Source organism: Halanaerocella petrolearia (genome assembly GCF_054657875.1).
Window position 1 is genome coordinate 1,053,218 of the sequence record NZ_BAAHXW010000001.1, and the last position, 25,117, is coordinate 1,078,334.

23 protein-coding genes, 7 tRNA genes, 1 riboswitch and 1 other annotated feature are annotated in these 25,117 nt (G+C 32.2%); all 30 genes read right to left on the reverse strand.

The annotated features are described in order from the left end of the window. Nucleotides 1-238 precede the first annotated feature (238 nt). The 30 genes from ACYQ39_RS05390 to ACYQ39_RS05535 all read right to left on the reverse strand — a co-directional run bounded on the left by ACYQ39_RS05390 (nucleotide 239) and on the right by ACYQ39_RS05535 (nucleotide 25,096). The gene (locus ACYQ39_RS05390) at nucleotides 239-886 is read right to left on the reverse strand and encodes a potassium channel family protein (protein ID WP_459840954.1); all 648 of its coding nucleotides are present in this window, start codon (nucleotides 884-886) and stop codon (nucleotides 239-241) included. A gap of 25 nt (nucleotides 887-911) precedes the next feature. Then, nucleotides 912-2,246, reverse strand: a complete 1,335-nt coding sequence (locus ACYQ39_RS05395; RefSeq protein WP_459840956.1) for a TrkH family potassium uptake protein — start codon at nucleotides 2,244-2,246, stop codon at nucleotides 912-914. A 118-nt stretch (nucleotides 2,247-2,364) separates the two neighbouring features. Continuing rightward, a riboswitch (cyclic di-AMP (ydaO/yuaA leader) is annotated at nucleotides 2,365-2,589 on the reverse strand. A 152-nt stretch (nucleotides 2,590-2,741) separates the two neighbouring features. After that, nucleotides 2,742-3,095, reverse strand: a complete 354-nt coding sequence (rplT, locus tag ACYQ39_RS05400; protein ID WP_459840957.1) for a 50S ribosomal protein L20 — start codon at nucleotides 3,093-3,095, stop codon at nucleotides 2,742-2,744. Between the two features lie 25 nt (nucleotides 3,096-3,120). Beyond that, on the reverse strand, nucleotides 3,121-3,318 hold the full coding sequence (rpmI, locus tag ACYQ39_RS05405; RefSeq protein WP_459840959.1) for a 50S ribosomal protein L35: 198 nt from the start codon (nucleotides 3,316-3,318) through the stop codon (nucleotides 3,121-3,123). Between the two features lie 14 nt (nucleotides 3,319-3,332). Then, entirely contained in the window at nucleotides 3,333-3,923 is a 591-nt protein-coding gene (infC, locus tag ACYQ39_RS05410) for a translation initiation factor IF-3 (protein ID WP_459840962.1), read from the reverse strand. A gap of 241 nt (nucleotides 3,924-4,164) precedes the next feature. Continuing rightward, a complete protein-coding gene (gene thrS / locus ACYQ39_RS05415; RefSeq protein ID WP_459840964.1) occupies nucleotides 4,165-6,078 on the reverse strand; it encodes a threonine--tRNA ligase in 1,914 nt (637 codons plus the stop codon). Between the two features lie 72 nt (nucleotides 6,079-6,150). Further along, nucleotides 6,151-6,382: a binding site (T-box leader), on the reverse strand. 59 nt (nucleotides 6,383-6,441) lie between these two features. Next, nucleotides 6,442-7,329 (reverse strand): sporulation protein YtxC, encoded by an 888-nt coding sequence (gene ytxC, locus ACYQ39_RS05420; protein WP_459840965.1) that lies wholly within the window; start codon nucleotides 7,327-7,329, stop codon nucleotides 6,442-6,444. A gap of 182 nt (nucleotides 7,330-7,511) precedes the next feature. Further along, nucleotides 7,512-8,288, reverse strand: coding sequence for an inositol monophosphatase family protein (locus tag ACYQ39_RS05425; RefSeq protein ID WP_459840967.1), 777 nt, complete (start codon nucleotides 8,286-8,288; stop codon nucleotides 7,512-7,514). 27 nt (nucleotides 8,289-8,315) lie between these two features. Continuing rightward, nucleotides 8,316-9,287, reverse strand: coding sequence for an ATP-dependent 6-phosphofructokinase (locus tag ACYQ39_RS05430; protein WP_459840969.1), 972 nt, complete (start codon nucleotides 9,285-9,287; stop codon nucleotides 8,316-8,318). 17 nt (nucleotides 9,288-9,304) lie between these two features. Further along, on the reverse strand, nucleotides 9,305-9,931 hold the full coding sequence (rpe, locus tag ACYQ39_RS05435; RefSeq protein ID WP_459840971.1) for a ribulose-phosphate 3-epimerase: 627 nt from the start codon (nucleotides 9,929-9,931) through the stop codon (nucleotides 9,305-9,307). Nucleotides 9,932-9,945: 14 nt separating this feature from the next. Next, nucleotides 9,946-10,158, reverse strand: a complete 213-nt coding sequence (locus ACYQ39_RS05440) for a hypothetical protein (RefSeq protein WP_459840973.1) — start codon at nucleotides 10,156-10,158, stop codon at nucleotides 9,946-9,948. Nucleotides 10,159-10,184: 26 nt separating this feature from the next. Further along, nucleotides 10,185-10,619 carry a ribose 5-phosphate isomerase B gene (gene rpiB / locus ACYQ39_RS05445; RefSeq protein ID WP_459840975.1) on the reverse strand — a complete coding sequence of 145 codons (435 nt, stop codon included), beginning with the start codon at nucleotides 10,617-10,619 and terminating at the stop codon, nucleotides 10,185-10,187. 235 nt (nucleotides 10,620-10,854) lie between these two features. Further along, nucleotides 10,855-11,889: a zinc-binding dehydrogenase gene (locus ACYQ39_RS05450; protein ID WP_459840977.1), complete on the reverse strand. Its 1,035-nt coding sequence runs from the start codon at nucleotides 11,887-11,889 to the stop codon at nucleotides 10,855-10,857. A 73-nt stretch (nucleotides 11,890-11,962) separates the two neighbouring features. Next, the gene (locus ACYQ39_RS05455) at nucleotides 11,963-13,237 is read right to left on the reverse strand and encodes a PTS galactitol transporter subunit IIC (RefSeq protein ID WP_459840978.1); all 1,275 of its coding nucleotides are present in this window, start codon (nucleotides 13,235-13,237) and stop codon (nucleotides 11,963-11,965) included. 23 nt (nucleotides 13,238-13,260) lie between these two features. Then, entirely contained in the window at nucleotides 13,261-13,548 is a 288-nt protein-coding gene (locus ACYQ39_RS05460) for a PTS sugar transporter subunit IIB (RefSeq protein WP_459840980.1), read from the reverse strand. A 78-nt stretch (nucleotides 13,549-13,626) separates the two neighbouring features. Beyond that, the gene (gene tkt / locus ACYQ39_RS05465; RefSeq protein ID WP_459840982.1) at nucleotides 13,627-15,600 is read right to left on the reverse strand and encodes a transketolase; all 1,974 of its coding nucleotides are present in this window, start codon (nucleotides 15,598-15,600) and stop codon (nucleotides 13,627-13,629) included. 17 nt (nucleotides 15,601-15,617) lie between these two features. Further along, on the reverse strand, nucleotides 15,618-16,091 hold the full coding sequence (locus tag ACYQ39_RS05470) for a PTS sugar transporter subunit IIA (RefSeq protein WP_459840983.1): 474 nt from the start codon (nucleotides 16,089-16,091) through the stop codon (nucleotides 15,618-15,620). A gap of 93 nt (nucleotides 16,092-16,184) precedes the next feature. Beyond that, nucleotides 16,185-18,206 (reverse strand): BglG family transcription antiterminator, encoded by a 2,022-nt coding sequence (locus ACYQ39_RS05475; RefSeq protein ID WP_459840985.1) that lies wholly within the window; start codon nucleotides 18,204-18,206, stop codon nucleotides 16,185-16,187. Between the two features lie 533 nt (nucleotides 18,207-18,739). Next, nucleotides 18,740-19,747: a DUF3231 family protein gene (locus ACYQ39_RS05480; RefSeq protein ID WP_459840987.1), complete on the reverse strand. Its 1,008-nt coding sequence runs from the start codon at nucleotides 19,745-19,747 to the stop codon at nucleotides 18,740-18,742. A 368-nt stretch (nucleotides 19,748-20,115) separates the two neighbouring features. After that, nucleotides 20,116-20,191 (reverse strand) — tRNA-Val (locus ACYQ39_RS05485). Nucleotides 20,192-20,237: 46 nt separating this feature from the next. After that, nucleotides 20,238-20,328: transfer RNA gene (locus ACYQ39_RS05490), tRNA-Leu, on the reverse strand. A gap of 72 nt (nucleotides 20,329-20,400) precedes the next feature. Further along, a tRNA-Cys gene (locus ACYQ39_RS05495) sits at nucleotides 20,401-20,476 on the reverse strand. Between the two features lie 3 nt (nucleotides 20,477-20,479). Next, a tRNA-Gly gene (locus tag ACYQ39_RS05500) sits at nucleotides 20,480-20,555 on the reverse strand. A gap of 11 nt (nucleotides 20,556-20,566) precedes the next feature. Next, nucleotides 20,567-20,642: transfer RNA gene (locus ACYQ39_RS05505), tRNA-Phe, on the reverse strand. A gap of 7 nt (nucleotides 20,643-20,649) precedes the next feature. Beyond that, nucleotides 20,650-20,726 (reverse strand) — tRNA-Asp (locus ACYQ39_RS05510). Nucleotides 20,727-20,804: 78 nt separating this feature from the next. Beyond that, nucleotides 20,805-20,880: transfer RNA gene (locus ACYQ39_RS05515), tRNA-Val, on the reverse strand. 136 nt (nucleotides 20,881-21,016) lie between these two features. Continuing rightward, nucleotides 21,017-22,453, reverse strand: coding sequence for a PepSY1/2 domain-containing protein (locus ACYQ39_RS05520; RefSeq protein ID WP_459840988.1), 1,437 nt, complete (start codon nucleotides 22,451-22,453; stop codon nucleotides 21,017-21,019). Nucleotides 22,454-22,470: 17 nt separating this feature from the next. Then, nucleotides 22,471-22,950, reverse strand: a complete 480-nt coding sequence (locus tag ACYQ39_RS05525; protein ID WP_459840989.1) for a cell wall hydrolase — start codon at nucleotides 22,948-22,950, stop codon at nucleotides 22,471-22,473. A gap of 72 nt (nucleotides 22,951-23,022) precedes the next feature. Continuing rightward, entirely contained in the window at nucleotides 23,023-23,367 is a 345-nt protein-coding gene (locus ACYQ39_RS05530) for a hypothetical protein (RefSeq protein ID WP_459840990.1), read from the reverse strand. A 682-nt stretch (nucleotides 23,368-24,049) separates the two neighbouring features. Next, entirely contained in the window at nucleotides 24,050-25,096 is a 1,047-nt protein-coding gene (locus ACYQ39_RS05535) for a type I phosphomannose isomerase catalytic subunit (RefSeq protein WP_459840992.1), read from the reverse strand. Nucleotides 25,097-25,117: the final 21 nt, after the last annotated feature.

Consider the following 25,117-nt stretch of genomic DNA (forward strand, 5'->3'; position numbering starts at 1 on the left):
CCAGGTTAATCGCTTGTATCTTTAATATGTACTAGATACTTTTAGATTATAACCTGAAAGTAGAATTTAATTGATATTAAGCTGTGAGCTATTAGCTATGAGTCATGTGCTACTTCAAATTCAAAATTAAAAAACAGTTCAATTTTTTTAAAACAAAGAATCTAATGAAATTTAAATTTTGAATGTAAATCTTTTGAACTTACTCATAGCTCACGACTCAAAACTCATGGCTAATATGTTAATAATGCTTAAGCTGCTTAAGACTATCTTCTTGGCCCATAACTACTAATACATCACCGGAATTGACTTTATCTGTTGCTTCTGGAGATAGATTAATATCATCATTTGATTTAATAGCCAAAACATTAACACCAAATTTACTCCGTAAATCCAAATCTTTAAGACTTTCACCACTTAACTGCTCTGAAGCAATTAATTCAGCAATACTATAATTTGGAGCCAACTCTATATAGTCTAATACATTAGCTGAAACTAAGTTATTTGCTACTCTAACACCCATATCTCGTTCAGGATAAACTACTTTATCAGCACCTACTTTACTTAATAACTTACCATGTAAATTATCTTGTGCCTTAACTACTACATGAGGTACACCTAACTCCTTTAAAACTAAAGTAGCCAAAATATTAGCATGAATATTAGAGCCAATACCTACAATAGCAATATCAAATTCATCAACTCCTAAAGTATTTAAAGCCTCTTCTGAAGTAGCATCTGCTTGCACAGCATGAGTTACTTCATTAGAAATCTCCTGTACTTTGTCTTCATCTATATCGATTGCCAATACATCATGTTCTTTATTAGCTAAGGTAGTAGCTACACTAGCTCCAAAACGTCCTAAACCTACCACTATAAACTGTTTCATTTCTCATCCTCCTTACTAAAAATCATTACCCAACTAAAATCTTCTCTTTTGGATACCTAATATTAGCCTTATGTCTCTTCTCAGCTACTGCAACTGCAATAGTTAAAGGGCCAACTCGACCAGCAAACATAGTCAGAATAATTACTATTCGACCTATAGTAGATAAATCACCAGTTACTCCAGTTGATAGACCTACTGTTCCAAAAGCTGATACCGCTTCAAAGAAGAGATCAATAAATTGTGCCTGCTCAGTAATCGTCAAAATAATAGTTACTAAAGCTACCAGAACTGAAGCAATAAAGGTAATAGATAAGGCATCAAAAATTACCTCTCTACCCAACCGCCGTTTATATACTTCTACATCATCTCTACCAGTAGCTCGTGAATATAAAACAGCAAGTAAAGCTCCAAAAGTAGTTGTCTTAATTCCACCACCTGTAGAACCAGGTGAAGCACCAATAAACATCAGAATAATTACAAAAAATATAGTTGAATTTCTTAAAGAACCTGTTGGTAAAGTATTGAACCCAGCCGTTCGAGGAGTAATAGATAAAAAGTAAGAAGATATTACCTTATCCTTTAAAGATAAATTCCCCATTGTGGCTGGATTAGAGTATTCTAAAATAAAAGACCCAATAAAACCAACTATAATTAAAACTAATGTTACACTTAAAACTAACTTAGTCTGTAAAGAAAAATTCTTAAATCTTTTACCATCATATACTTCAGCAATTACTGCAAAACCAATCCCACCTAAAATAATCAGACTAGTAATTGTGAAGTTAACTGTTATATCTCCAGTGAAATTTGCTAAACTGTTACCAAAGATATCAAAACCAGCATTATTAAAAGCTGATACTGAATGAAAAATGGCATAATAGATAGCCTTACCTAAAGGCATATCCTGCACAAACCTAGTAAATAACAACACAGCTCCTGTCCCCTCAATTGTAAAAGTAACAGCTACAACATATTTTACTAATTGTAAAATTCCCGATAGTTCAAACTGGTCTAAATCCTGTTGAATCATCAACCTATGTTTTAAGGTCACTTTTTTACCTACCAGAAAGGCAAATAGAGTAGACATACTCATAATTCCTAAACCACCAATCTGAATTAGACACATAATTACAACTTGACCAAAGACAGTAAAGAAAGATGCTGTATTCTCAACAATTAACCCTGTTACTGCTGTAGCAGAGGTAGCAGTAAAAATAGCATCTAAGAGATTCATCCCTTGACCATTTGTAGTAGCTATAGGTAATGTTAATAATAGAGCCCCTAATAAAATCACTGTTGAATATCCTAAAGACAATATTTGAGCAGAACTTAATTCATGCAGATTAAATCTTTTCTTCATCTCTCCACCTCTCTTTCAATTCAATACTATAAGAATTATTCCATTAATTGACTATATTAATACAAAAAGACTACAGCAGGTAGCTGTAGTCCCAAAAAATATAGAATAGACATACTCTCTACCCCCTCTTTACTGCCTACGAAGTTAGCTGTCGGGCTCAGGTTGAAGGGTAACCTTACCAAGTTAAGTTTAAGTCTGAGTCTAAGTTTAAATAGAATTATTAAAAATAGCTATTTACTTAAGCTTAGGCTCAATCTCAATCTTAATACTGGATTCGCCCCAAGAAAAATGGGTCCCCCGCTTCTATACCAGATAATAGTATAAAATTCGGCATCTTTAAAAGTATTCAATTTTCCAGTGCTATTATTATAACTTCTTAATTACTTATTTGTCAAGTTCTTTGTAATTTAATTGCAATTCAAGCAATATTATTCCTATTAAAAAAGCAAAAGAGCCTAAAGTAAATAACTTTAAGCCCTTTATTTATAAGAGATGTTAGATGTTTTCTTTAGCTAAGTCAACTAATTCAGCAAATCCTTCTTCATCATTAATTGCCATATCAGCTAACATTTTGCGGTTAACTTCTACACCAGCTTCTTTTAAGCCATGAATAAACCGACTATAAGGTAGGTCATGCTGTCTAGCAGCAGCATTAATTCGGCTGATCCATAACTTTCTAAAGTCTCTTTTCTTCTGCTTCCTATCACGATAAGCATAATTTAATGACTTCATTACCTGTTCTGTAGCTGGTCTATATAATTTACTCTTAGTTCCAAAATAACCTTTTGCTAATTTAAGAATCTTCTTTCTTCTTTTTCTTCTTCTATTACCTCGTTTAACCCGTGGCATAATTCATACCTCCTTGTATTAAGTTTTACTCATATGGTAATAATTCTTCTACACGTTTCTGATCATCTTCATGAACTACAGCATCTTTACCTAACTTATTCTTACGACTAGAAGTCTTTTTAGTATTTAAGTGGTTCTTAAAACCTTTTTTACGCTTAAACTTACCTTTACCAGTCTTTTTAAAGCGTTTCTTAGCACCTTTATGAGTCTTCATCTTACCCATGTTTATCCCTCCTTCTACTTCTCGCTCTTTGGTGTAATAAACATTAACATGTTTCTGCCTTCCATTGTAGGTTTCTTAGAAACCTTACCTATATCACTAACTTTTTCAGCTAATCTATCCATTAATTCATAACCAAGATCTTTATGAACAATTTCCCGACCTCTAAATCTAAGACTAACTTTAACTTTATTCTTATCATTTAAGAATCTTCTAGCCATCTTGGCTTTAACATTAAAGTCATGGTCTTCAATATTAGCACTTAGCTGAACTTCTTTAGTCTTCATTACATTTTGATTTTGCTTGGCTCTCTTAGCTTTCTTAGCCTGCTCATACTTATACTTACCATAGTCCATAATCTTACAGACAGGCGGTTTAGCTTGAGGAGCAACCTCGACTAAATCTAAATCCTTTTCATCAGCTAAACTTAAGCCTTTCTTAAGTGACATAATACCAACTTGTTCACCATCATTATCTACAATTCTTACTTCTCTAGCTCTAATTTGCTGGTTAACTCTTAAATCTTCGGCACTAATTTTACATACACCTCCTGAAATAAGAAAAAGATGACCTTTAATTAGGCCATCCGCAGTAAAAAAATTAGACATACATACCCCTAGGTATATAAGCTAATTATATTAACCTAAGCTTCTTTGTCTCAGGTGAGAAGCGGATGACTTCTGCTTTATTGTCCTTACTTAGTATAACATATCACTATATAGCAGTCAAGAGAAAAGTTATTAGCTATGAGCCTAGAGCTAATTCAATTTCTTTAAGACAAAACTAAATTTTAAATTTATAGGTTTTGAATTAGCTCACGACACATGACACACAACTCACCACTCACTACTACTCTTTATTCTTAATCTCTTCTACAATATCTGCTTTAAATTGATCAGCATCAACTGCTCCCATATCTCCTTCTCGACGGTGTCGAACTGATACTGTTTCATCTTCTATCTCATTGTCACCTACAATTAACATGTAAGGAATCTGTTGCATCTGAGCTTCTCTAATCTTATAGCCCATCTTTTCTTTTCTAGCATCAACTTCTACTCTAACTCCAGCAGCCTCTAACTCTTCTTTAAGATCATAAGCATAATCTAAGTGATCATCAGTAATTGGAATAATTTCTGCTTGAACTGGCGCCAACCATGTTGGGAATGCACCAGCATAATGTTCAATTAAGATACCCATAAATCGTTCTATACTACCAAGGATAGCTCTATGGATCATTACTGGACGATGCTCATCTCCATCTTCTCCAATATAAGTTAAGTCAAAACGCTCTGGCATCTGGAAATCAAGCTGGATTGTTCCACACTGCCAAGTTCGACCCAAGCTATCTTCAAGCTGAAAGTCAATCTTTGGCCCATAAAAAGCTCCATCTCCTTCATTGACTACATAATCTAATTCATTGTCTTCAATTGCTTCTCTTAAAGCATTAGTAGCTTTGGCCCATAATTCATCAGAACCCATTGATTTATCAGGTCTAGTACTTAATTCCACACTATAATCAAAGTCAAAAGCACTATAAAGCTTATCAACTAACTTAATAACTCCATTCAACTCTTCTTTAATCTGAGTTGGTAGACAATAAATATGGGCATCATCTTGGGTAAAGTTTCTTACTCGCATTAAACCATGCAAAGTTCCAGATAACTCATGGCGATGTACTAATCCTAACTCACCCATTCTAACTGGTAGATCGCGATAGCTATGCATCTTATCATTATAGACTAAGATAGAACCTGGACAGTTCATAGGCTTAATAGCATAGTTTTCTTCATCTATTTCAGTAAAGTACATATCATCACCATAGTGATCCCAGTGTCCAGACTGCTCCCATAGCTGTTGATTTAAAATAACTGGTGTTTTAATCTCGTCATATCCTGCTTTACGATGCTCTTCTTTCCAGAAGTCAATTAATTGGTTTCTAACTACCATACCTTTAGGATGGAAGAATGGAAATCCTGGCCCTTCATCCTGTAAGCTAAATAGATCTAACTCCTGTCCTATCTTTCTATGGTCGCGTTTCTTAGCTTCTTCTAATTTATTTAAATGATCCTCTAATTCAGCCTTTTTATAGAAGGCAGTAGCATAAACTCTCTGTAACATCTTATTATTTTCATCACCACGCCAATAAGCTCCAGCAACATTTAATAGTTTAAAGGCATTTGTCTTTAATTTACCAGTAGAAGGTAAGTGTGGTCCTCGACATAAGTCAATAAAGTCTCCTTGTTTATAAAAGCTGACTGTATCATCATCTAACTCTTCAATTAATTCAACTTTATACTCTTCACCTTCTTCTTTCATCATAGCAATAGCTTCTTCTTTAGCTATCTCTGTACGTTCAATCTCATAATCTGATGTAATGATTTCTTTCATTTCAGATTCAATCTTCTCAAAGTCATTTTCAGAGACTTTAGTATCTAAATCGAAATCATAATAGAAACCATCATCAATAGTTGGCCCGATAGCTAATTTCACATCATCATATACTCTCTTTACTGCTTGAGCTAAAATATGAGCAGCAGTGTGGCGATAAACCTCTAATCCCTCTTCAGAATCAATAGTTATAATTGCTAACTCAACATCTTCATTTAATTCATAACTGATATCAACTGCTTGTCCATCTACCTTTCCTGCTACAGCAGCTTTTCCTAACCTTGGCCCGATATCAAAGGCCACTTCCCTAATAGTAGTCCCTATTTCATATTTACGACTAGATCCATCAGGTAAAGTTATTTTTACTTTACTCATTATTTTGGCCTCCCTTTTATAACCTATGATTTATTATTAACTACAAAAACTAAAAAACCCTCCCTCTCCAAACATAGAGACGAAGGGTTCGCGGTTCCACTCTAATTAAATCTATACTAAAGATAATATAGATATCACTTAAGTAAGATAACGGCTTATACCGGACTCCTCTACTTAGTATAACTATTCAAGGGCCAACTCAGAGGCGGTCTTCAATTAACTATCCTTAGGAGACTTCCAGTTTATAGCCTCCATTCCCTAATAAGAATAAAATTAACCTACTCTTCCTCATCAACGTTGTTGTCATATTAACTTATCATAATTATACTTTCCAACTAAATTAATGTCAAGCTAGTTTTAAAATTATTCTAACTCACTAAAATCACTTAATTCACAATACTGACACCCCAAACAGATTGAAAGTCGATCAGTAAAAACACTTTCCAAAGTTTTAACTACAGATATAGGCTCTTTAAAGTGAAGAATAATCTCCTCAGGTGCAATAGTAATCAAAGAACTGATTAATAAATCTTCAGAGGCTAATTCTTCATCTACCATTTGGAGAATATATTCATCTAAAAAGATATTATCCAATACAATTCCATTATGATCTAATAATTGAAAATTATCATCTTCAATCTTAACTACATTAACTATTTTATTCTTAGGAGCTTGATCATCAATAAAGTTTTTTAGAAGATGAACAAATTCCTTATATTCTTTTTCAACTAAATAATCTTCTACTGCTCCATCAATAGCCACCTCTAACTCAGTTAAATAATTTTTAAGCCGAAATCTAACAAATCCTTCTAAAATAATTTCAGTTTCTAACTCTAAATAATCAATAATTTCTAAAAAGATTCTATTTTTACGCTGAATTTTAGAGACTACTTCTTCATTATCTTGACTGACTAAAAAATTAAGTCTATCATAAGCTGTTTCTAAAACTTGATCTTCTTCTTTAGTAGAGAAATATTTATGTTCATTATACAAAATCTTCCTTAACAAGTTGTCCTCTAGAGAATTAATTATTACATCAGACAAAACATTAGCAATATATTCTTTAAATAGATCAAGTAAATATTCTTCTTTTCTCCCATTATACTGACATTTAAATATTACTGTATCAGATTGGTTTATTTCATCTATTTCAATATCAATCCCATCCTCTTGCAAAAACTGCAATTCAAAAAAGAGTCTTTCTCTCAAAGCATCAGCATAGTTATTAGTACCAATACTTATTACAGACATCCCTCCCCCTCCCCTTTAAGCACAATCTATAATATTATATGTAACTTTAAAAACTTATATACTATTAAAAAAAGGGAAGAAAAATAAAAAACACCCAGATTAGTCCTAGGTGTTTGAAATATTATCTATTATATTATTACAATATTTCACAAATTACTTCTTAAAAAATTTAATTTAAGTTATCATTTTAATTCTAATTCATCTGATATTAAATTTACTATATTATTATTACCAGCTAAAATTGTTATCTCTGTTTCTGTTTCTTTATCTCGAGTGATAACTTTTCCTCCTGCTTCTTTTACAATCAAGTTACCTGCAGCCATATCCCAAATCTTCACCTTTATCTCCCAATATCCATCAAAAGCACCAGTTGCTACACTACATAAATCAAGAGCTGCACTTCCTGTCCTTCTTACTCCTCTAATTTTAGGAACTAACTTGCTAAAATAATCAATATTATTATCAGAACTACTTGCTCGATCATAAGGAAAACCAGTTACTAATAAAGCCTCTCTCAAACAATCAGTAGTTGCTACATTTATTCTTTCTCCATTTAAATATGCCCCTTCTCCTTTAATTGCTGAATATAAAAGAGCTAATTTGGGAGCATAAACAACTCCTAAGATTATTTCTCCTTTAAATTGTAAAGCTATAGAAATACTAAACATAAAAAATCCATTAGCATAATTAGTAGTTCCATCAATTGGGTCTATAATCCATCTATAATTAGAATTTTGTTCTTCTCTTCCACTTTCTTCTGAAAGAATTGAATGTTCTGGATAATTATTTTTTATTTTCTCAAGAATTAATTTTTCTGATAGCCCATCAACTTCAGTTACCAAATCAATCTCATCATCTTTTGTATTAACTTTTAAATTAGAGTTCATTTTTTCAACTTGTATTTTACCAATTTCTCTACACCAATTTTTAACCTGTTCTAAAACTTCTTTTAAGTCCAATAATATCCCCCTTATCTAATTATAGCTTTAATAGCTCAGTCTTTCACTCAATTCAAAAAAATCAGAGTTCCACTCCCTATTATTACTATTGACAATAGATAAATCTATAGCATTAAATTCATTATTTTTTACTCCTACTAAATTATTAATTTCACCTCTTATTAACTGTTCTACTGCTTTAACACCTAATTTACTTGCTAAAACCCTATCAAAAGCAGTGGGCTTCCCCCCTCGTTGCTGATGACCTAATAAAACTGGTTTTACTTCAAAGCCTAATCTCTTTTCTAATTCATTACTTACATCATCAATATCTCCTGCTCCTTCAGACATTAAAATAATAGAATAATTTTTCCCTCTCTTAAACTTTTCTTTTAATTTATTAACCATTTCAATATAAGTAATAAATTCTTCTGGAACTAAAGCTAGATCAATACTACTAGCTAGAGATGACATCATAGCAATTTCACCACAATCTCGACCCATTACCTCAATCAGAAAAACACGAGGATTATCTGCTACTAAAGAAGTTGCTGTATCTAGGATATTATCAACTGCATTAATAACTATACTACAAGCAGTATCAAAACCAATAGAATAATCAGTATCTGCAACATCATTATCAATGGTAGCTGGAATTCCTATTGTTTTTATGCCTGCTTTAGCAAATTTTTCTGCACCTTTTAAAGATCCATTCCCACCAATTACAATTAATCCATCTAATCCTAACTGATTGACATTATTTACAGCTTTCTCAAATCCTGATTTATTTTTAATGTCTTCTGTCCTACCTGATTTAAGAATCGTTCCTCCTCTATGAATAATATTTTCTACATCAGAAATTTTTAATTTTCTATACCTCTTTTCTAATAAACCAATATATCCATATTCGATTCCTATAACTTCTAAGTCATGATAAATTCCAGTTTTAACAATTGCTCGAATGGCTCCATTCATCCCTGGAGCATCTCCGCCACTTGTTAAAACTCCAATTTTCTCCATTCTTCTTCCTCCTTAATTTATCTTAACTTTCTAATAGCTTGACATCTATCACGAGCTTTAAATATAGCCGAGCCAGATACTAAAATATTAGCTCCAGCTTTAACTACCTTATTTGCTATACCCCCAGGTTTAATTCCACCATCAACTTCCAAATTACTATTATTAATTTTCTCTCTTAACTGTTTAATTTTTGGTAGCATTTCTACAATAAAATCTTGTCCTCCAAATCCTGGATTAACAGTCATAACTAATACCATATCTAGTTCATCCAAAACATATTCAATCTCCGATAATGAAGTTGCCGGATTTAACGCTACTGCTGCTTTAATCCCTTGTTCCTTAATCTTTTGAATTGTTCGATGTAAGTGACAACAAGTTTCAGCATGAACTGTAATTATATCTGCCCCTGCTTTGACAAAGGGATAAATATACTGGTCAGGATTTTCAATCATTAAATGAACATCTAATACTTGATCTGTTTTATTTTGAATTGAATCTAATACTATTGGCCCTATAGTAATATTAGGGACAAATTGACCATCCATAATATCAATATGCAAATAATCGGCTTCCTTAACTGTCTTTATCTCTTTTACTAATTGACTAAAATCTGATGATAAAATTGATGCTGCTACTTGAACCATTTTATTTATTCCTCCTAACAATAATTTAATTCTTCTTCAGAAAATGGCTTAGAATCATTATCTTTTTCTTTTTTATTACTAAAATGAGTTAGTAATTTCTTTATTATAACTAATCCTACTACAAGTCCATTAATAATAAATTGATGTTCAAGATAGAAATCTGCCATTGCTCTACCATGAGGTCCTAGGGCTGCTCTTACCATATTTCTAGTAAAACTATCATACATGATTTACACCACCTTTATATTTTAATTTATTCATATTCTTCAATAAAGTTTAATCTTCTTTGGTGTCTTCCCCCATCAAAATCCGTAGTTAACCAAACTTTCGTTATTTCTTTAGCTATTTCCGGGCCAACAACTCTATCTCCCATACATAATATATTTGAATTATTATGAGCACGAGTAGCTTTTGCAGAAAATATATTATGAACTAATGATGCTTTAATTCCTTTTACTTTATTAGCCATAATAGACATTCCAATACCTGTCCCACAGATTAAAATCCCTCTGTCTACTTTTCCATTAGCAACTTTTTCTGCTACTTCTTTAGCAATTGGCCCGTAATCTATTGATTCTTCATTATAAGCTCCTAAATCTTGATAGTCTACTTCTAGTTTTTCCAATACTGTTTTCACTTCTTGTTTTAGTTTAAAACCTCCATGGTCACTTCCAATAGCTATTTTCATATTTTTCCTCCTTAAATATAAAAAACAATCTTTTAATGCTTTAACTTAAATGTTATAATTATTTTGAGTCGCCCCTTTCTAGTAATTTTAATGGTTGGTTGCCTAATATAATACTAGAAAATGAGCGACTTTTCTTTCCTCTTTTTTTGAATTAAATAAAAATTATCAAGGAGTAATAGCACTTGTAATTATTTCTTATATTTTCTTATACTATTAACTTCCTGTCTTATTTAAGTTATTCAATTGGCTTTAAAACAACTTTTATTGCCTCACTATTTTCAATAGCTTCATATGCCTTATCCCATTCATCAATATTAAATTGGTGAGTTACTAGGGATTTTGTATCAACCGCTCCACTATTCATTAATTCTAATGAAGCAGGCCAACAACTAGGTTTTTGACTTCTAGAACCTATAACTTCTATTTCCTTTTGAACAATATCATCAAAATTAACTTTAACTTTATCTTCTGGAAAAATACCTAATTGTACAAATTCTGATTTCTTTCTTAATATATCTAGTCCCATATTACAAGCTGGAACAGCTCCACTACATTCAATTACTACATCAGCCCCATAACCTTTAGTTCTATCTGCTATTACCTCATTAATATCTTCCTGTTCAAGATTAACTATTCTATCAATTCCTAATTCTTCTGCTTTCTTTAATCTATCCTTATCTGCATCTAATCCTGCAATAATAACCTCTGCTCCACAAGTCTTTGCAACTTGAGCTGCCAGCAATCCAATAGGACCTGGCCCTAAAATTGCCACTACATCTCCTTCTTTAATATCTGCTTTCTCTTTAACTGCATGATAAGCACAAGCTAGAGGTTCAGTCAGTGCTGCAGAAATATAATCAACATTCTCAGGTAACTTATGCACACTTTCCTTTCTTGCTATAACATATTTAGCAAAACCTCCATCTTGTTGGCTCCCTAACCCTTTTCTATTTGAACACAAGTTATAATCTTTACTTTTACAATATCTACATTCCCCACAAATATAGAATGTTGTTTCACTAGTAACCTGATCTCCAACTTCAAATTCAGTTACACTCTTCCCTACTTCAACAACTTCACCCGCAAATTCATGTCCCAGAGTTAATGGAGTGGCCACATTATAATTACCCTTATAAGTTTCTAAATCTGTACCACAAACTCCAGCAGCCTTTACTAAAATCTTTATCTGATCAGGCTTTAAACTAGGCTCTTCAACGTCCACTACCTCTAGATTGCCAAACCCTAATTCCTTCTTTTGCAATGCCTTCATATTATACACACTCCTTAACTTATAATTATCAATCTACTTATTTAAATTATTTTAATAATAAAAGGCTTGGTTTTTAAAATAATGCCCAAATCTTATAAATTACCCATTGAATTAAATTACCAGCTTGATCAATTGCAGTAATTAAAGTAGCATTTTGTGCTTCTTTAGGTAAATTAACACTAGCTTCTTGAGCCATCTGAGTAAATTCAGGTGCTAAATCAGTTGCCATATATAAAGACATAGTAATTACTACAACCCCAGAAATTACAGAGTGGAAGATATTACCCTCCGCAGCAGCTACAATTAAACTAACTACAAAAGGAATTGTTGCTAAATCTCCAAATGGTAATACCTGATTCCCTGGCAAAATCACTGCTAGTGCTACAGTAATTGGCACTAAGATTAAAGCAGTAGCAATTACTGACGGATGTCCAATTGATACAGCAGCATCTAAACCAATATAAATATCATCAGCATCTTCAAATTTTTCATTTAAAAAGTCACGAGCAGATTCAGAAACAGGATTTAAACCATCCATTAAGATTCCTACCATTTTAGGCATTAAATACATAACTGCCCCCATTGAAATACCAGTATTAATAATCTTACCTGGAGCATAACCTGCTAAGACAGCCAATATAGCTCCTAAGACTATTCCAATAAACATTGGTTCACCGAAAATTCCAAATTTTTCTTTAACAGTTTTTGTATCTAACTCTATGTCTTTGATCACAGGAATCTTCTGACATAATTTCACTAATGGAATTCCAATTGGAACGTAAGAAACAGTACTTCCAGTTGGAATTGATACACCTGGTAGATCAAAATATTCTTCTAAATAAGGTGCTGTATAATCTGCTATCTTTAATACAATAATTTCAAAGATAACAGATGCTATTACAGCTTGCAAAATACTACCAGTAGTTGCATAAACCATCCCTCCCATAAAAGCAAAATGCCAGTAATTCCAAATATCAACATCCATTGTTTTAGTAGTTTTAGTTACTAACATAATTATATTAACAGCTATTCCTACTGGTATAATTAATCCTGCTATAGGAGATCCCCAAGCAATACTAGCAGAAGTTGGCCAACCAGTATCAATAGCATTTAATTGTAAACCAAATCTTTCTACCATTCCCTTAGCAGCAGGACCTAAATTGCTAACTAACAAATCAACTACTAAGAAAATTCCTACAAATCCAATACCAATTGTTAAACCAGATTTTAATGCTTTAGATGGTTTTTGCCCAAAGAATAATCCTAAAAAGAAAATAGCAACTGGTAAAATAACTGTAGGACCTAGACCAAGAAAAGCCTGCATCATTTGCGTTAGTTGATCTAACATTCTATTACCCCCTATAGTTAATATTATTTGTTTAAGACATCTAGAATTTCTTGAGTCGTTTCTTCTATTCCCACACCTGTTAGAAAATTCTTACCATTAATCACTGGAAATGGATAGTCATCTTCATCTACAACTGTAGTACTAACTAATAAATCTAATTCACCTTCGTCAGTAGGAACCTCCACAATTTTACCCTTACGAATTTTAGCGTCAATACCATTCTTCTCACAAATTTCTTCTACCTTTCCAGTTACGACTGTTGAAGTAGCAACTCCGGCTCCACAAGCCACCATTATTTTTTTCTTAGCCATTAGTATTACCTCCTTGATATTTTATTAAATCTAAACCCTTATATATTATTATAATTCTTATATGGTTTATTATCTTTATCAGTCAAGCTTACTAAGAATATTATTAGCAATTTCATTTGCAGATAAACCAAGCTCTTTAGCAACCTCTGATCCTGGTCCACTAGCTCCAAATCTATTTATATCAATTAAACAATCCTTATCTCTTAATAATTGATACCAGCCTTGACCTACCCCAGCTTCAATTGCTACTCTTAGACCATCCATTGAACCTAATATTTCATTAATATATCTTTGATCTTGATTAGTAAACTCTTCCCTATCTGGTACAGATATCAATCTAGTCTTCTTATTATTCTCTTGAAGTAATTCTGATACTTCATAAGCTAAAGATACTTCACTACCACTTGCTAGTAGTACAACATCTGCATCTTTTTTGCCACTTACTACATAACCACCTTTATAAAAGTAAGGTTCTTGCTCTTTCTCTATATGAGATAAACCTTGTCTGGTTAAGACAATGGCTGTTGGCCCTTCTGTTCTTTCCATAGCTTGCACCCAAGCAGCTTTAGTTTCTTCTTCATCTGCTGGTCTAATTACTTTTAAATTAGGAATTAATCTTAAAGACTCTGTCTGCTCTATTGGCTGATGAGTTGGCCCGTCTTCTCCTACATAAATAGAATCATGAGTTAAAACATAAGTTATTGGTTGTTTCATCAAAGCTGCCATTCGCATTGCTGGTCGCATATAATCACTAAAGATATGGAATGTTGCTACAAATGGTCTTAATCCTCCATGAAGAGAAATTCCATTAGCAATAGCTGCCATAGCATGTTCTCTAACTCCAAATCTAAAGTTACGACCATTATAATTATTCTTTTGGATTTCACCATAGTGCTCAAGATAAGTTCTATTAGATGGGGCTAAATCTGCTGATCCTCCTACTAAATATGGCACCTTGTCAGCTATTTTTCGCAATGTAGCTCCAGAAGCATCTCGAGTAGCAGTTGGTGTTTCAATTTCTACCTCTTCTAACATCTCTCTTAAGTTTTCAGGAAGTTCTAAATTATACGCTTCATCCCACTCAGCTTTCAATTCAGGATAGTTGTTGGCCCATTCTTCAAATTCCCTTTGCCATTCTTTATTTGATTGCTTAAATTTTTCTAATTTATTAGTAGTGAATTCTTTAACTTCTTCTGAAACATAAAATTTTTCATCTGTTGGCAGACCAATATTTTCTTTTAATCCTTTAATTTCTTCTTCACCTAACGGTGCTCCATGAGCTGAACTACTATCTTGCTTAGTAGGAGCCCCATAAGCAATATGAGTATTAGCAATTATAAGAGTTGGTTTTTCTATTTCTTGTTTCCCATCTGCTAAAGCTGCTTTAATTTCATCTATATTATGCCCATCAACATTCTCAATAACATGCCAACCACAAGCTTTAAATCTATCAGCTACTGATTCAGTAAATGTAATATCTGTATTACCAGCAATTGAAATATCATTATCATCATAAATAGCAATTAATTTATTTAAACCTAAATGCCCTGCTAAAGAGGCAGCCTCTTGAACAATCCCTTCCATCATACAACCATCGCCAAGCAGAGTGTATGTATAATGATCTACAATCTGATATTCATCTGTATTATATCTTTCTGCCATCATCTCTTCTGTTACAGCCATTCCAACTGCATTAGCAAACCCTTGGCCTAATGGCCCAGTAGTAGTTTCAATACCTGGTGTATGACCATATTCAGGATGTCCAGGAGTTCTAGAATCTAATTGTCTAAACTCCTTTAAATCATCTAAGCTTAAATCATAACCTGTTAAATGTAACAATGAATACAGTAACATTGAGCCATGTCCTGCGGATAAAACAAATCGGTCTCGATTAGCCCAGTCTGGATTCTCTGGATTATGCTTCATAATTTCACTAAAAAGTACACTTCCTATTTCTGCACATCCAATAGGTAAACCTGGATGACCAGAATTAGCCTTTTCAATTGCATCTGCTGATAGACCTCTAATAGTATTAGCTAACTTTTTTAACATTTTAATCCTCCTTAAATTTATTTTTTAACTTCCAAGCTTTTTACTACATTATTCTCTAAAAGATTCACTATTTCAGTATCATCTTTCGCTGTTAATAAAAGTTTTATTTTTTCTTCATCTTGCATTAATTGCAACAGATTTTGTAAAATAGTTGTTTGCTTAGATCTATCTTTGACTGACAATAAGAAAATAACCTCAACTTCATATTCCTTTTTTGAATCTTCCATACCATTAAATTTAACACCATTCTCTAAAGTTGCCACTGCAATAGCAGATTCATTCACATGGCGAGATTCTGTATGTGGAATTGCAAAATTAATATACTTCCCTTGTAAGCCCGTAGGAAATTCTTCCTCTCTTTTTATCACTGCTTCATAAAAACTTTCTTTTATAATCCCTTTTTTCAATAATAAATTACTTAATGAACAAATCACTTCTTCTTTGGTTTGAACCTGAGGATTTATTTTTACTAAATCAGAATCAACAATCATTATTTCACCTCCTTATTATAAAATTTTATTTTCTTATATTTTCATAATATTATGAAAACTTATAAGTGAAATAAATATTTCAGTATAACCTTTTTATGAATGGCTTAATATTACATTTATTATATTTTCTTCTTGCTCAGCATCTTTAATTTTTGCTAGTAATTCTTCATTTTCAATAATTATTTGAAAATGCTTAAAAAACTGTTTAGCTGCTCCCTCACTTTTAAGAGCAAGTAAAAATACTGTATCTACAACATCATTTTCCCATTGTATCGGCTTGGCTAAAGTAGCTACAGCTACTACAGAATCCAAAACATAATCATCTTCTCCATGTGGAATTGCTACCCCATTCTTCATCTCTGTAGAAGTCAGATCCTCTCTCGCTAAAGCAGATTCAATAAAACCAGAACTAATATATCCTTGTTTCATAACTTGTTCAGATAAAAATTTAATAACCTTTTCTTTACAATCAAGTTCTAAATCAATGTATATTAAATCATCATTAAATAACTTATTATTCTCAGTGTATGATACATTTAACCCTAACTCTTCTTTTTGTTTTTTCTCTATTACCCCATTAACTCTACTTTTAATTAACTCAATATCATTTTTAGTTCCTAAAGGGCCAATCTTTATTACTGGTTTAGAACAATTAGATAAGGGAATAGTACTAATAATAACATCTATATTTTTAAGACTTTCATCATTTAATTTATGGGCTGACATAATACCTACTATTTCAATTCCAGATAATCTTTGCTCCAACCTAGTTGCTACTAATTGAGAAGTCCCAACTCCACTACCACAAACAATCATAGCATTAACTTTATTTTTTATTCTTTCTAAAGCAGCTCCTAAATGTAAAGCAAGATAACCTACTTCTTCTTCAGTAACTGTAACATTTAAATGTTTTTCAAATACAATACTAGAAGCCCAAGCTGCTCCAAAAACATTAGGATAATTATTCTTAATTCTATCTAATAATGGATTTCTAAGACTTAACCCATATCTTAAACGATTTATAGCCGAACGTAAATGTAAAACCAATCCTAACAGTAACTGTGAGTCATTTCTTAGATTAACATCTAAAATTTCTTCTGCTATATCAATAATATCCTCTGCTATATCAAGAACTTTAGGGTCAGCATCATTTAAAACATCTTGTAAATTTTGAGTGTTTATATTTTGTTGTAATTTAGCTCCTAAAATGTGTAAAGAAATATACCCTATTTCAGCCTCAGGAATTTTAATTTCTAAATTATTTTCTATTTTTTCTGCTATAAATCTAGCTACTTTAAATTCTTCTTTCTGTTTTAAATTACTTAATTGTTCCTGATCCATTTCTATATCTTTATTCTTACTTAATCTTTCCATACTAATGGCAATATGGATTATCAAACCAACAAAAGCATCATCAGTAAATAAGAATTTTAATTCTTCTTCTGCTTTAGCTAAGATTTCTTCAATTCTTCTAAAATTAATACTATTAAATAATTCTTTTAATTGATTGTAAGTTTTATTATCTATCCTACTATCAGGATGTAAACTTGTAGTCTTATCTAATATTTCTTTTAACTCTTCGTTATCTTTAAGATCAGCTAATAAATCTGCTACTGCTTTTCTCCAATCCTTTTCTTCACCTCGAATTTGGATACCATAATATCTCTTTCTTTCTAATAACAAATTATATTCACTTAACCATTTTTCTACTTCCTCTAAATCATTATAAATAGTAGTTCTACTAACATATAGTTCATCAGCTAATGATTTCATGGTATATCTTCGATCTTTTAATAAACGTTTTAAAATAAACTTTTGTCTCTGTAATGGGGATAAAGGATTATTATATTCAATTAATTTTTCAACCTTTTGTTTTAATTCTATCCTTCGATTATCACCAATTTCTAACCAAACTCCTACTCTTGGCTTTTTTACTAAATTTATCTCTCTATCTTCTAACCAATTTTCTAACTTATTTAAGTCATTTCTAATTGTTCTGTTAGAAACATTAAATTCTTCAGCTAATTCTTTAGTAACTACTGGATCTCTTTTTTCAAGCAAAATAGATAGAATATTTATACTTCTTTCATTAGCTAAACCTAATATTTTCTTCACCCCTTTATTAAGTATTACCAAAGACTAATTATCAATCTTCAATTATAGCTTACCATACAACCTATTACTATAAAAACAATAGTTAGTTCCACTTTAATCCGGAAATTTAATACTTTCCTCTTTTACCTCTACTATTTAGCATTAGGCTTATCATGCTATTTTAAGTATGGAAGTTCTTATATATTGCCTGTTATTAATATTTTACTAAAGACCAATTCTCAATCTTCAATTACATCTTACTATATAACCTATTATTATAAAAACAACACTTAGTTCCACTTTAATCCGGAAGTTTAACACTTTTCTTTTTCATTTCTACCTCTTAATTTTAAATAATTTTTAATTCATTAACATTTTAAACAAAAATGGTGATCTACCGGATCCTGCGTTTTTGCAGGTTGTAGATCACCATTGAAAATGGAATGAAAACTGTCGTATTTTTTTATAGGATACATGATTATTGACTTTTATAGTGATGTATCCGTTAGATTATGTTGTTAGAAGTTAGCCTGTAACACTTTATTATCTTCTAATTAGTCACCACTTTTTCCTACTTTATACATAGGTATAGGACGTGACCATCCCTTTAGTTTACCATACTTCACTAACTGATTATATAATTTAACTTCTTTCTTTAAAAAATTAATATACATATTACGAATACGATCATTAGTAACATTTTGCTTAAAACCATTAGCATGTAAATTTAACATATTTGAAATACTTGTGAAAACCTCACGAAAGATAAGTTCATCCTCTATTGGTTCAGAATTTATTTTAGCTTTGACACTTTTAGCCGGTCTCATTGGTAAAGGAATTCCAAAATAATTCATTTCCTTTTCAAGAGTATTAATCTGATTTTCTAAGGTACTCTGTAAACCTTTTTTTAATATATACTTGAAATCTGAATCATCGGTTTGATTATGAAAAATTTGCGTAATACCAACTGCATCATATCTTGCTGTAAGGTGATCAAAAAGATGAAATACTTCTCCAGAATCAATTTGTTCATTGGTTCCTTTAGGTAGATTAGGATATTGAGGAGGAATCCCCATCCAACCTTTAGTTTTCAAATATTTAATTACTTTATCATATAATGAAATTGTATCATTCAAAAACTTTTTAAATAATTTTCTAACACTTTCATTTGTAGTTGAAGTTCTAATAGATCTTATATGTAAATCAAGATCTACTTGAATAATCTCTAAAACCTTGATTGCTATAAGACGATCACTTAATACCTCAGTATTTACTGTTGTCCGAACACTTTTTGGCGGTCTATTGGGTAAAGATATCTTATACTTATTAAGCTTAGTTTCAAGCTTATTTATTTGCTCTTCAAATATATTGGATAGAATACTTTGAGTAATAAGCTCAAAATCTAAATCGTGAATAAAACTTTCGTATATCTGTATCTCCTCAATTACATCATATCTAGTTCTAAGACCTTCCCATAAATTATAACTTTCTTGAACATTAACAGAATTTATCTTTTTCTCTTTTGAACTAATAAGATCTGCTATTATCTCTTTAATACTCATTATATAAACACTCCTATGCTGAATTATTACATAATAGTTTCTAAAATTATTTTATCCACTATAATCTTTTCTATTCAACATAGGTAATAATAAACTAACTCCTAATAATAAGATCATTAATACTCACAAAAAACTCTCCTAAATTTCCAGGCCCACAAACTGTAAAAGACAATCTAAATAAACACTTTAAAATAGAAAATTTAATATCCATAGAACAATATTTTTTAATAAATAAGTAGATTCTTTTTTACCTATAGACAGAAAAATAGCCTTAATAAATGACAAAATGGCGACATTATCATCAAAAAAATAAAAATAACCTGTCTTAGTGACAGGTTATAATTCTTTATATATCAATGCTTTATAAGTGGTGGGGATAAGCGGGTTCGAACCACTGACCTCTACGATGTCAACGTAGCGCTCTCCCAACTGAGCTATATCCCCTCAATATTTAATTAGTAATATATAATTTATACAAAAAGTATTTAAATGGTGCCGGGGGTGGGACTCGAACCCACACGGGCACTAAAGGGCCCATCGGATTTTAAGTCCGATGCGTCTGCCAATTCCGCCACCCCGGCATATTTTATTTTCATTAGCCACATTTATTATTATACAAAATATAATGAAAGGTGTCAAGAGCAAAATTTAATTGGAGGTGGCACCCGGACTCGAACCGGGGAATGGAGGATTTGCAGTCCTCTGCCTTACCAACTTAGCTATGCCACCTAATGGAGCGAAAGACGGGAGTCGAACCCGCGACCTTCTCGTTGGCAACGAGGTGCTCTACCAGCTGAGCTACTTTCGCATAATAAAGAATGGTGGCAAGACCCGGATTCGAACCGGGGACACGAGGATTTTCAATCCACTGCTCTACCAACTGAGCTATCTCGCCACTCTTATGGCGGGGACGACGAGATTCGAACTCGCGATCTCCGGCGTGACAGGCCGGCGTGTTAACCAGCTACACCACATCCCCAAAAATCAGTGACTAATAACTAGTAATCCGTAACCAAATAATAAAACTATTCGTTGGTCACTTATTACTGTATTTTAATGGTGGGCGAAACAGGGCTCGAACCTGTGACCCCCTGCTTGTAAGGCAGGTGCTCTCCCAACTGAGCTATTCGCCCTTTTCTCAATTGCACCGTTTAATAGTATATACAAACAGGGGCCAAAGGTCAAGTTGTTAGTGTTTATCATATCCCTAATTAAATCAAATTATATCACCTTAAATAGTTATTACTCTTATATTCTTCAAATTACTTATTAATCATATGTCTTATATATATCATCATCAATATTTTTAATAACTTCTTCTTTTCCATCCATTGCATTAATCTTCACACTGAAGGTCTGTCCTTTTTTCTCCACTTCTCCTACAAACTCATAACATAACTTTTCCTCTCCTCTAATATCAGACAGAACAAGTCGAGGTTTTTTAGTTAGTTGTAAGTTTTTACTTACTCTTTTTTTGGCTTCTTCTAAACTCAACTTAGGTTGTAACTTTTCACTAGATCTTTTTTTATGATTTAAAGCATAATCAATCCCATTAAATCCAGTTATTTCACCATTATCTAATGCTATTTCTACAGTTACTGCATCAGGATTAAGCAATACTCCATTCTGTACTGGAATAAAGGAGGCAATTAATGTTTTATTAAACTTTTTAGTTGAAGAGGCTAACATATTTTCATAACCATTTTGTTCAAGAAAATCTGCTGCCTTATCGCGAGCAGTTTCAAGATTAACCTTCTTTTCACCTACACCCCTTTGGTTAAGCAACCAGATTACTTGTCCTCCATGTTTACTAACATCTACATAAATTACTCTACCTTCATCTTCTTTATGAGTAGCTTTAACAGAGTGAGCAGGTAAATTTGCTTTAACTGTCTTATTCCCTTTTACCTTTACTCGATTTTGGTCGGTAACTTCATAGTTATATTTATTAGGATTTTTAATATATTTTTTAGCTAATTTAATGGCCTTTTTTTGATTTACTTTACCTCCATTTAGTTCAGATAAACCAGTAATTACATCTTTTTTATTAGCATTTATTAAATTTTCTGGTAGTACTGATTCAAGATCGTCTTTAATATCAGTTAATTTAATATTACCATCTAACTTGACCAGTCCTGATAGTGGACTAGCAGAGTATTCTTTTTTATTTTTCTCCACATTGACTCTCTTCTTATCATACCAAGTAAATTCATTCTTCTCCATCTTATTATGGACTATCTCTAATTGTCTATTAGCTGCCTGCATTTGGGTATGAAACTTCTTTAAAACTTGTTTTTCTTTATCATTTAATTCTCTATCAACTACTTTACGATCTAAATGATTAGCATATTGAGATACATTAGCAAGTAATCCTTTCAGATTATCTAAAGTATCACTGTTAAGTGGTAATTGTCCTAAGTCCTCTTGAGCTGAATGTGCAGATCGCCAAGTATTAGAGAGATTAACTGATAGATTATCAGCAGAATCAGATACAACCAAAGCACCTAATTCTCCTTGTAAAGCATCAATATGATCATTTAATCCTTGATAAGATTGCTGATATCTATTATCCAATTGAGTCTGAACTTGAGTTAAAGTTGTATACTGGCCGTATCCCCAATAACCTGTAGCAGCTAATCCTGCTAGCAAAACAAGTGCCAAGACCAGTTTTTCATCTAACCAATCTGATATTCCTTCATTATTCAACTTGATCCCTCCTATCTCTATTTAGCAAAGATATGTTTACCTATTCTACGTGTTACCTGTCTAGAAAATATCCAGTTAGTTTCAACTTTGGCTGGATTATAGTAATAAATAGAACCATAAGTAGGATCCCAACCACGCAAAGCAGATCGAGCTGCTCGAATAGTTGTATCGCTTGGAGTTTCATTCCAGACATGTCCACGTGCTACAGCAGTAAAAGCCCAGGGTTGATGAATAACACCGGCAACTGAATTAGGAAACTTAGAACTGTCTACTCGATTCATAACTACAGCTCCAACTGCAACTTGTCCTACTAAGGGTTCTCCTTTGGCTTCAGCAGAAATTGTTCTGACCAGTAATCTCATCTTAGGAGATAAACTCCAAAAGTTTGAAGCAGCAGCTTTGCTTTCTTCCAAGTTATTGGTTGACCCAGCATAATAAACAAAGGTTCCTGCACCAACTAACAATAAAACTGCTATAAATATTCCTATCTTCTTCATTTTATCCTCCCCTACTAAGTTAATTAATTTCGGTATTATCTTTTACTTTTAACTGTTTTGATATTCAAAAACTTATCTTTTCTCCTCATCACCACGAGGAATTTCAGGTGGTTCAGGCAATTCTCCTTCCCCTTCACCCTCATCAGAAGGTCGATAAGGAGAATGGACAATAGTTATACTGTTGAGCAATATTTCTATCTCTTCTGTTTTATCCCCCTCCTTTAATTTTTTTCTCAATTCAGCCCGAGGAACAACTACAGTAACTTCATGTGGTTTATCATAAGCAAAACAACGTTCCATATCTATCTCTAAACCATCTAAATCAAGATATATCTGATCTTTATTTCTACACTGACAATCGTTTTTCAATAATCTTTTTAACTTTTCTTTTAACTTACTTATTAAAGAAAAAAGCATTTACTATTCACCTCCCTAGTACAGTCTATTCACTCTACCTTTTAGAAGTGAATTAAAAAACTTTAATTTTAAAAATAAGGTCAAAAAATAAAAAAAGACTGTTTTTGGAAAACAGTCCTTAGTCCTTGAAGTAACAGGGCGGGAATGTGTAGGAATCGAACCCACCACAGACAACTTAAGCTGCCTGCCACTGGATTTGAAGTCTGTTGAGAGTGTTCTTCTTTAGTATCAATAACACAGGTAAGTGCTATAAACCTTATAAACTCGTTGGTTATTTGGTAATAATTACATTTAACTAAAATAACAACCTCTAGTCTGGCGACGCCATGGCGACAACTTGGCGCCGTCTTTTTTATTCTTCAATTGTTTTTTGAAGAATTTATCATGCTAATTTTATTATATCACTATTCTCATTTTATGTAAATTGACTAAAATTCCGGGCCAACTACCTCACATAAGAATAATTATTCTTCATATATGCTCAATATAAACCACCTGAAACTGGATGTCGTGAACTCTCATGGTTCACGACGTCCCATTAGTAGCCAAGTTGTTGGCCCACCGACGGTTGTAATGGAATGGAAACTGTCATCTATTAGGATACATGACTATGGGTTTTTATAGTGATGTATCCGTCGGGTGTTGGCCCGTGTATAATATTATCTTACCTTATAAAACCAAATTAAAAACCTTTAATTTGGTTAATTTCTTCTAAAGAATAATCTTTATTTTTTAATTCAAATTTTAATTTATCTAAATCTTTTATATAAGATTTTATTAATTTACAGTTCCCTTTTATCTCATATTCACCTAATGCTGCTGGCAATAATATTGTTTCACCTGCATGTAAATTAATACTACCATCCTTATAAATTATTTTACCTTTACCTTCTAATCCCATTAAGACATAAAAATATTTATTACTAGTATTATTATTATAACTCTCATTTATATCTAAAGTTTCTGTAATAAAATAAGGAGAAGCTACAAGTATGTTTCTTATATAACCTTCCTTTTCTATTTCTAAACCTGTTACTTTTCCTTCAGGCTCTTTACCAAAATTAATTACTTCCAACGCAGAATCTATATGTAAATCACGAGACCTCCCATCTTGACCTAATCGATTCCAATCATAAACTCGATAAGTAGTATCAGAGTTTTGCTGAATTTCAGCCAATAGAATTCCTTCTTGTATAGCATGTACTGTTCCTGAGGGAATATAAATTACATCACCTGCTTCAACATCAAGTTCAATTAAATTTTCTGCTAGCCTACCTTCTCTAACAGACGTTGCAAATTCCTCTTTACTCACATCAGGTTCAACTCCATAGACTAATTTAGCATCTTCTTTAGCATCGATAACATACCACATCTCTGTCTTACCTAATTCTCCATTCTCATATTGTAAAGCATACTCATCATCAGGATGAACCTGTACTGACAATTTATCATTAGCATCTAATATTTTAATCAATAAAGGAAATTTTTCATAATAATCTTCCTTAGCTTCTTTACCTAAGATTTTTTCTCCTTTTTCTTTAATAACTTCCATTAGTGTCTTCCCAACTAACTTTCCGTTACTTACTTTGCTATTACCATTCTTATGAGCTGCTAGCTCCCAACTCTCACCAGTAAAATCACTCGGTATCTTACGGTTAAACTTATCTGCTAAAGATGTTCCACCCCATATTTTTTCCTTATATATTGGTTTGAATTTTAATGGATACATATTTAATCATCCTTTCTAAAA